The 9,919-nt window shown below is 68.1% G+C and carries 3 protein-coding genes and 1 tRNA gene; 2 read left to right on the forward strand and 2 right to left on the reverse strand.

Going from position 1 to position 9,919, the window contains the following annotated elements; genetic code table 11:
- Window positions 1-161: 161 nt before the first annotated feature.
- A complete protein-coding gene (locus ACWD6R_RS28910) occupies window positions 162-5,591 on the reverse strand; it encodes a HAMP domain-containing protein (protein ID WP_451821382.1) in 5,430 nt (1,809 codons plus the stop codon).
- A 413-nt stretch (window positions 5,592-6,004) separates the two neighbouring features.
- On the opposite strand from ACWD6R_RS28910, the gene ACWD6R_RS28915 reads away from it, so the two are divergent.
- Window positions 6,005-8,620, forward strand: coding sequence for a SpoIIE family protein phosphatase (locus tag ACWD6R_RS28915; RefSeq protein ID WP_451821383.1), 2,616 nt, complete (start codon window positions 6,005-6,007; stop codon window positions 8,618-8,620).
- A 41-nt stretch (window positions 8,621-8,661) separates the two neighbouring features.
- Window positions 8,662-9,567, forward strand: a complete 906-nt coding sequence (locus ACWD6R_RS28920; protein WP_451821384.1) for an oxidoreductase — start codon at window positions 8,662-8,664, stop codon at window positions 9,565-9,567.
- Window positions 9,568-9,611: 44 nt separating this feature from the next.
- Here ACWD6R_RS28920 and ACWD6R_RS28925 read toward each other — a convergent pair.
- Window positions 9,612-9,684, reverse strand: a tRNA-Thr gene (locus ACWD6R_RS28925).
- Window positions 9,685-9,919 lie beyond the last annotated feature (235 nt).

The raw sequence follows: 9,919 nt of genomic DNA on the forward strand, positions 1-9,919 counted from the left end.
TGGTAGCCGCACCCCGCCCGTCACCACACCCTGTCACCGCGATGTCACTGTGCACGTACCGGAAACGCGGTGGGAGACCAGAAGGTTCCCCGTCCACCGCGTTCTCACACCCCTTCAAGCACAGTCGATCAGCAACTTATCGCGATTCGCTCCAGAGGCGATCACTCTCCGCGCATCCACTGCTCCATGACGGAGAGCAGATGATCAGCATCGGCAGGCTTGGTGACATAGTCGGAAGCACCGGAGTCGATCGCCTTCTCCCGGTCGCCCTTCATCGCCTTCGCGGTCAGCGCGATGATGGGCAGCCCGGCGAACTGCGGCATCCTGCGGATCGCCGTCGTCGTCGCGTAGCCGTCCATCTCCGGCATCATGATGTCCATCAGCACGACCGTCACATCGTCGTGCTGCTCCAGGACTTCGATGCCCTCGCGCCCGTTCTCCGCGTACAGCACCGAGAGCCCGTGCTGCTCCAGCACGCTGGTGAGCGCGAAGACGTTACGGATGTCGTCGTCGACGATGAGGACCTTCTCGCCGTTGAACCGGAAGACCCTGCGGACCTCGGGCTCCTCCTGGCCGGACTGGGTCAACGACTCCTGAGCCGGTGCAGCCGGCTCGGTGTGCCCGGCAGGCCTGGGCGGCAGCGCGGTCCGCCGCTCCGCCCCGCCGAGCGCCTTGCGACGCCGCCGGAACAGCCCCGCGGAACCGGCCGCGTCGTGCAGCGCCGTCCCCGAACCCGTCTCCGGGACCAGACCGTTCCCGGCCGCGGCACCGTGCACCTCGATGGAACCGGGGCCGATCTGCGGGTAGCCCTGCGGCGGCAGCTCGCTGAGGTGCAACGGCAGATACAGCGTGAAGGTCGAGCCGCGGCCCGGCTCGCTCGACGCATGGATCTCGCCACCGAGCAGCCGGGCGATCTCCCGGCTGATGGACAGCCCGAGCCCCGTACCGCCGTACTTGCGACTGGTCGTACCGTCCGCCTGCTTGAACGCCTCGAAGATCACCAGCATCTTGCTGGACGCGATCCCGATCCCGGTGTCGGTGACCGAGAACGCGATCAGACCGGCGTCGGCGTCGCGCAGCGAACCGGCTTCCAGGAGCTGCTCGCGGATGGCGTTCGGCACATCCGCGCCGGCAGGCCGGATCACCAGCTCGACGGCGCCGCTGTCGGTGAACTTCACCGCGTTGGAAAGGAGGTTCCGTAGTACCTGGAGGAGCCGCTGCTCGTCCGTGTGCAGCGTGGCGGGAAGCTCCGGCGACACCCGTACGGAGAAGTCGAGCCCCTTCTCGGCGGTGAGCGGCCGGAAGGTCGCCTCCACGTAGTCGACCAGCTGGACCAGTGCGATCCGGGTCGGGCTGACGTCCATCTTGCCCGCCTCGACCTTCGACAGATCGAGGATGTCGTTGATCAGCTGCAACAGGTCGGAACCTGCACCGTGGATCGTCTCGGCGAACTCCACCTGCTTCGGGGAGAGATTTCCCTCGGCGTTGTCCGCGAGCAGCTTGGCCAGGATGAGCAGTGAGTTGAGCGGCGTGCGCAGCTCGTGCGACATGTTCGCCAGGAACTCGGACTTGTAGCGCATCGAGACCGCGAGCTGCTCGGCACGCTCCTCCAGGACCTGCCGCGCCTCCTCGATCTCGGTGTTCTTCACCTCGATGTCGCGGTTCTGCTGGGCCAGCAGTTCGGCCTTCTCCTCCAGTTCGGCGTTGGACGCCTGGAGCGCCTTCTGCCGGTTCTCCAGCTCCTCCGAGCGGTCGCGCAGCTGCTCGGTCAGCTCCTGCGACTGCTCCAGGAGCTTCTCCGTCTTGGTGTTGACGCTGATCGTGTTGACGCTGGTCGCGATCATCTCGGCGAGCTGGTTGAGGAAGTCCCGCTGGATGTGGGTGAACGGCTGGAACGAGGCCAGCTCGATCACACCGAGGACCTGCCCCTCGAAGAGCACCGGCAGCACGATCACATGCGCCGGCGGTGCCTCGCCGAGGCCCGAGGAGATCTTCAGATAGCCCGGCGGCACGTTGTCCACCTGGATCGTCCGCTTCTCCTCCGCCGCCGTACCGATGAGTGTTTCGCCGGGCCGGAAGGACGTCGGCATCGAGCCTGCGGAGTAGCCGTAGCTGCCCCGCATGCGGAGTACGTACGCACCCTCCTGGTCCGCGTCCGCCACCACCGCGTCGGTGTCACCGGTCGGCATGGCCAGGAAGAACGCCCCGTGCTGCGCCGAAACGACCGGGGTCAGCTCGCTCATGATCAGCGAGGCGACGTCGTCGAGATCACGGCGTCCCTGCATCAGACCGGAGATCCGGGCGAGGTTGCCCTTGAGCCAGTCCTGCTCCTTGTTGGTGGCCGTGGTGTCGCGCAGGTTGGCGATCATCGTGTTGATGTTGTCCTGCAGGGCCTGGATCTCACCGGCCGCGTCCACATCGATCTTGAGGTTGAGATCGCCGCGGGTCACCGCGGTGGCGACGGCCGCGATGGCCCGCACCTGACGGGTCAGGTTCCCGGCCATCTCGTTCACGGACTCGGTGAGATCGCGCCAGGTTCCGTCGACGTCCCGGACCCGCGCCTGACCGCCCAGCTGGCCCTCGGTACCCACCTCACGGGCCACCCGGGTCACCTGATCGGCAAAGGACGACAACTGGTCGACCATCGTGTTGATGGTGTTCTTCAGCTCCTGGATCTCACCGCGCGCGTCGATGTCGATCTTCTTGGTGAGATCGCCCTTGGCGATGGCGGTGGTGACCGTGGCGATCTGGCGCACCTGACCGGTCAGGTTGGACGCCATCGAGTTCACCGACTCGGTGAGGTCCTTCCACGTACCGGAGACGCCCGGCACCCGCGCCTGACCGCCCAGCTCGCCCTCGGTACCCACCTCACGGGCGACTCGCGTCACCTCGTCGGCGAACGAGGACAGCGTCGTCACCATCGTGTTGACGGTGTCGGCGAGCTCGGCGACCTCGCCACGCGCCTCGACGGTGACCTTCTTGGTCAGATCGCCGTTGGCGACTGCGGACGAGACCCGGGAGATGTTCCGCACCTGGCTGGTCAGGTTGTTGGCCATCAGGTTGACGTTGTCGCTGAGGTCCTTCCAGATGCCGGTCGCGCCGCGCACCCGCGCCTGACCGCCCAGGATGCCCTCGGTACCCACCTCACGGGCGACCCGCGTCACCTCGTCGGCGAAGTTGAGCAGCTGGTCGACCATCGTGTTGACGGTCGTCACCAGTTCGAGGATCTCGCCCTTGGCGTCGACGGTGATCTTCTTGGAGAGATCGCCCTTGGCGACCGCGGTGGTGACCTCGGCGATGTTGCGGACCTGCAAGGTCAGGTTGTTCGCCATGCCGTTGACGGACTGGGTGAGGTCCTTCCACGTACCGGACACACCCTGCACCTCGGCCTGGCCGCCCAGGATGCCTTCCGTACCCACCTCACGGGCGACCCGCGTCACCTGTTCGGCGAAGTTCGAGAGTTGGTCCACCATCGTATTGAGGGTGTTCTTCAGCTCCAGGATCTCGCCGCGCGCGTCGACGTCGATCTTCTGCGACAGGTCACCGCGCGCCACCGCGGTGGCGACCTGCGCGATGTTACGGACCTGAGCGGTGAGGTTCCCCGCCATGCCGTTCACCGAGTCGGTCAGATCGCGCCACACCCCGGCCACGCCGGGGACCTGCGCCTGGCCGCCGAGCCGACCGTCGGTGCCCACCTCGCGGGCCACCCGGGTCACCTGGTCGGCGAAGGCGGAGAGCTGGTCCACCATCGTGTTGATGGTGTTCTTCAGTTCGAGGATCTCGCCGCGGGCGTCCACGTCGATCTTCTGCGACAGATCGCCCCGGGCCACCGCCGTGGTCACCTGGGCGATCTGACGCACCTGGGAGGTCAGGTTCCCGGCCATGAAGTTGACGGAGTCGGTGAGCTCCTTCCAGGTACCGGAGACGCCGTCGACCCGCGCCTGACCGCCGAGGCGGCCCTCCGTGCCCACGTCCCGCGCCATCCGGGTCACCTGGTCGGCGAAGGACGACAACTGCGCCACCATCGTGTTGACGGTGTTCTTCAGCTCCAGCATCTCGCCGGCCACATCCACGGTGACCTTCTGCGACAGATCACCGTTCGCGACCGCGGTCGTCACCTGCGCGATGTCCCGCACCTGCCCCGTCAGGTTCCGGAACGCCGTGTTCACCGAGTCGGTGAGGTCCTTCCACGTACCCGCCGCACCCGGCACCTCGGCCTGACCGCCCAGCCGGCCCTCGACACCGACCTCCCGGGCGACCCGGGTCACTTCCGAACCGAAGGACTGGAGCTGGTCCACCATCGTGTTGACGGTGTTCTTCAGCTCCAGCATCTCGCCGGCCACATCCACGGTGACCTTCTGTGTCATGTCCCCGCTGGCCACCGCCGTGGTCACCTGCGCGATGTCCCGCACCTGTGTCGTCAGGTTCCGGAAGACCGTGTTCACCGAGTCGGTGAGGTCCTTCCACGTACCCGCCGCACCCGGCACCTGCGCCTGACCGCCGAGCAGCCCCTCGCCACCGACCTCGCTGGCCACCCGCGTCACTTCGTCCGCGAAGGTCCGGAGCGTCTCGGTCATCTGGTTGATCGTCTCAGCGAGCTGCGCCACCTCGCCGCGGGCGCTCACGGTGACCTTCTGCGACAGGTCGCCACTGGCGACCGCCGTCGTCACCTCCGCGATCCCGCGCACCTGCGAGGTGAGGTTCCCGGCCATCGTGTTGACGGAGTCGGTGAGGTCCTTCCACACCCCGGCCACACCTGGCACCGTCGCCTGCCCGCCGAGCTCACCCTCCGTGCCCACCTCACGGGCGACCCGGGTCACCTCGGAGGAGAACGACGACAGCTGGTCGACCATCGTGTTGACGGTGTTCTTCAGCTGCAGCATCTCGCCGGCCACGTGGACAGTGACCTTCCGCGACAGATCGCCCTTGGCGACCGCCGTCGTCACCAGGGCGATGTCCCGCACCTGCGCGGTCAGCCGGTACGCCATCGTGTTGACGGAGTCCGTGAGGTCCTTCCAGGAACCGGACATTCCGCGCACCTGGGCCTGTCCGCCCAGCTTGCCCTCGGTACCCACCTCGACCGCGACCCGCGTCACCTGCTCGGTGAATGCCGACAGCTGGTCGACCAGGTTGTTGACCGTACGGGCCACCTTGAGGAACTCGCCGCGCAGCGGCCGCACGGTCTCGTCGGCCGTGTGCGACCGGAGCTCCATCCGCTGTTCCAGATCACCGTCGGCCACCGCCGACAGCACCCGCCCGACCTCCGAGACCGGTCGCGCCAGGTCGTCGACCAGCTCGTTCGAGGCATCGATGGCCGCGGCCCAGGAGCCCTCGCAGGCCCCTGTCTCCAGGCGCTCGGTGAGCTTCCCCTCACGCCCGACCACGCGACGTACCCGGGCCAGCTCGCCGGTGAGGTGGAGATTGCGGTCGGCGACCTCGTTGAAGACCGCCGAGATCTCCGCCATCGGCCCCTCGCCCGAGACGGTCAGACGCCTGCGGAAATTCCCGTCGCGCATCGCCACCAGGCCGGCCAGCAGTCTGTTGAGCGCCGCGGCGTCCACTTCGATGGTTCCATTGCGCTGTTTCTTCACGGACTGTCCGCCTTTTGTGCGCGTTCCTGATCCCCGCGCCGCCACGCCAGACTCCACCGTGTCCCTCCCACAGGGGTTGACCGTATCGCTCGGGCCTTACCTGGGATCTTGCCCAGTTCCACATTGGCTCACCGCCGCAGTCCACCGTCGACGGGTGACCATGCGGACGTCAAATCGTTGAAAGCTACCAGGCCGGAACTGATCGAGGTGGAACCTCCAACGGTTGTCCCGCATCCCTCCGTTGGGAAGACCACACTTGTCCGACCGGACACCGTTTCCTGGTCGCGCTTGCCCGAAGTCGGCCCTCGTGTACCCGACACCGAGAGCAAGCGTCTAGCCTGGCAGGCGAATCGAAGCGGCGAGAAACGGGCACAGGACTCGGGGAAGCGACGAGACACCATATGGGGAGTGCTGTGATCACCGCGCGCGCGGCTGCCACCTTCGACCCGGTCGGGCGCTCCGTCGCGACCGCCCGCGCCTTTGTCCGTGACACCCTGCAGGGGTGGGGGTACACCGACATCGTCGACGACGCGGTCGTGCTCACCAGCGAGCTCGTGACCAATGCTGTGGTGCATGCAGGCACCGCCGCCGACGTACTGTGCCTGCGTACGGAGCACGGCGTCCGGGTCGAGGTCTCCGACCACTACCCGGAGCGGGAGATCCCGCTCCAGAGCACCGGACTCGACTTCGGCAGCCCCGATCGTGAGGGCGGCCGCGGTCTGCTGCTCTGCGCGGCACTTGCTTCCCGGTGGGGCGTCGAGTACACCCCGGCGCACAAACAGGTCTGGTTCCAGCTCGATCTTCCCGAGCGCCCGGTGGGCATCCGTTCCGCGGGCCCGTTGCTCCCCATCGATCTCCTCCCGGTCGCGGACGAGCGCGTCCGGGTCGCCGTCGTACAGATCGACCACTCCGGTTCCATCGCCGGGTGGAACGACGACGCCGCGTTCCTCTTCGGCCACACCTCGGAACAGGTCACCGGCAAACAGCTCACCGACTTCACCGCCTGGCCGCAGACCCCCGGCACCAGCACCGGAACCGCCGACGCGCTCCAGCTCTCCCGCTGGGAAGGCAGTTACGGCATCCGGGGCGCCGACGGCCGCACCATCCCCGTGTACGCCTCCCACCTCAGAGTCCGCGACACCCGGGGCGAACCGTCCACGGTCTGTCTTCTGGTCCGCGACCACGAACGTGCCGTGCTCCAGTCACCGGTGCGCGCCCCGGTCACCGACGCGGGCTCCGAGAGCCGAACGACGGACCCCTTCGAGGTGTTCATCGGCTCCCCCGCTCCCGACGACCTCGACGGGCTGCTCCAGCGCACCGTCGAACGGGCCCGCGACATGCTCGACGCGGATTCGGCCTTCCTGCTGCTGGCCACCGATGACGAGACCGAGCTGGAGGTCCGGGCCACGACCGGCCTCCCGTCCGCCCGTCAGCGCTTCGCCCGCGTCCCCGTGGAAGCAGGCACGGGTCGGTACGGCTCCGCCCGGATGCCGGCCGTGCACGAAGACCTCACGGTCGTCCCCGGCGCCGTGCCGCTGCTCAGCGACACCGGTATGCGCTCTGTCGTGACCGTCCCGCTGAAGGTCGAAGGACGCCTCACGGGGTCGCTGGGCGTCGCGACGGAATCGCCCGGCCGGTACACCAACGAGGAGGCCCTGCGCCTCCAGTTCGCCGCGGACCGTATCGCGCTCGCCGTCGAATCGGCCCGCCTCGGCGAACTGGAACGGCTCCGCCGCGGTTCGCTGTCCTTCCTCGTCGAGGCGTCCGACCTCCTCGCCGGCACCCTCGACCGGGACCAGACCCTTGCCCTGATGGCCCAGATGACGGTCCCCACCCTGGCCACCTGGTGCGCCGTCTACACGATCGCCGACCAGTCCTCGGAGCCGTACCTCTCGTACGTCCTCCACGAGGACGAAGAACTCATCGACGGCCTCAAGGCCCTGCTCTCCAAGATCTCCCCGCCGGACCCCGTACCGACCCCTGGCGCCCGCGTCTGGGCCGCCCCCTCCGAGGCGGCCCACGAGGCCGCCCTGCGCGCCTCCATGCGCAGTCTCGGCCGCGACCAGCCAGACGGTCTCGGCTCCGGCATCCGTACGACCCTGGCCACCGCGGCTGCGGTGGGAGGCGAGACAGTGGTCCTCCCTCTCGTCGCCCGCAACCGCGTCATCGGCATGCTCACGCTCGGCAAGCCGTCCGACGACCACTTCCGTCAAGAGATCCTGGAACTCGCCGAGGACCTGTCCCGCCGCGCCGCGCTCGCCCTCGACAACGCCCGCCTCTACTCGGAACGCATGGCGATCAGCCAGTCCCTCCAGCGCAGCCTGCTGCCCCCGGGCCTGCCCGACGTCCCCAATGTCGAGATCGAGGTCATCTACCGGGCGGCGGGCGAGGGCAACGAGGTCGGTGGCGACTTCTACGACGTCTTCCCGATCCGCGACGGCGCCTACGGTTTCGCCATCGGTGACGTCTGCGGCACGGGCCCGGAGGCCGCAGCCGTCACAGGGCTGGCGCGCCACGCCCTGCGCCTGCTCGCCCGCGAGGGCTTCGGCGGTCCCGCCGTCCTGGAGCGCCTCAACGCGGCGATCCTCGACGAGGGCTCCCGCAGTCGTTTCCTCACCCTGCTCTACGGGGAGTTGTGGCCCCAGGAGGACGGCAGCGCCCTGCTGAAGGTGGTGTGCGCCGGGCATCCCCTTCCCCTGCGCCTGCGCCAGGACGGCACGGTCGAGGCCGCGGCCGAACCGCAGCCGCTGCTGGGCGTCATCGAGGACCTCGAACTGTACGAACAGACTGTCACCCTCGACCCGGGCGACGTCCTGCTGTGCGTGACGGACGGCGTCACGGAACGCCGCGAAGGCACTCGCATGCTCGGCGACGACGGTCTGGCCGATGTGCTCACAGGATGTACGGGCCTGACGGCCGGGGCGGTGGCGGGCCGTGTCCTGCGGGCGGTGGAGCGCTTCGCCGCCGACCCCGCCTCCGACGACATGGCCATCCTGGCCATGCGTGTCCCTGAACCGCCCGCCGTCTGACTGCGCTTCATCGGTGAGTCGTCTCTGACAGACTCCGGATCATGACTTCAGAGACGATCGCCGCGGATACCGCGGGCACGTGGCAGCTCGGCGACCTGACCGTCAACCGTCTCGGCCTCGGCGCAATGCGCCTGACCGGGAGCGCCGCCTTCGACCTCGGTACGCCGAGCAACCGTGAGCAGTCGATCGGAGTGCTCCGGCGCGCGATCGAGCTCGGTGTGAACCACATCGACACCGCAGCGTTCTATTTCTCGTCGCTGCGCTCGGCCAACGAGCTGATCAACCGGGCACTCGCGCCGTATCCCAAGGACCTGGTCATCACCACCAAGGTCGGCCCGGTCCGGGACCCGTCGGGCGCATGGCAGCCCCACGCCCGGCCGGAGGAGCTGCGCGGCCAGGTGGAGGAGAACCTGCGCCAACTGGGCCGCGACCACCTCGATGTGGTCAACCTCCGTCTCATGGGCCAGGATTCGGTCTCCGAGCACTTCGGCGCCCTGGCCGAGCTTCGCGAGGCCGGCCTCATCCGCCACCTCGGCATCTCCAACATCAACAGCGAACACCTCGCCGAGGCACAGTCTGTGGCCCCGGTGGTCTGCGTACAGAACCGCTACGGCCTCCAGTCCAGGTCCACGGATGCCGACGCCATCCTGCGGCTCTGCGGGGAGCACGGCATCGCGTTCGTGCCCTTCTTCGCCATCGCAGGCGAAGGCCGCGAGCAGGGGGCCAGTGCCGCCGACTGGAGCGGCGACGAGGTGTTGCGCACCATCGCCCGCGCGCACAGCGCGACGGTCGCACAGGTCCGCCTGGCCTGGACCCTGCAACAGGGCCCGCACGTACTGGCCATCCCTGGGACCGGCAATCCGGACCACCTCGTGGAGAACGTGACCGCGGCCGCGCTGCGCCTTCCAGCAGACGAACTGGCTCGCCTCGACTCGCTCCATGGGTAAAGCGAAAGGCCCCCACCATTGGCGGGGGCCTTTCGCTTTTACTGAGCCCCAATACGGAATCGAACCGTAGACCTTCTCCTTACCATGGAGACGCTCTACCGACTGAGCTATTGGGGCCTGCTGCCCTGCGGCAACGAGATAGAGCATACCCCGAATTCGGGGAAATGCATAACCACGCGCGAGGACGTCCGAAAGACCAGCCACGCGAAGCAGCAGGCCCCACAGGGACGCGACGACGGCCGGCCCCTTGAACGCAGAAAAGCCCCGCACCAGAGGTGCGGGGCTTTCCCGGAATAATTGTTCGGCGGCGTCCTACTCTCCCACAGGGTCCCCCCTGCAGTACCATCGGCGC

This window comes from Streptomyces sp. NPDC005151 (genome assembly GCF_053599875.1).

Coding starts and splice junctions, on each gene's coding strand:
- ACWD6R_RS28920 (WP_451821384.1), top strand. CDS start 8,662: ATGACTTCAGAGACGATCGCCGCGGATACCGCGGGCACGTGGCAGCTC.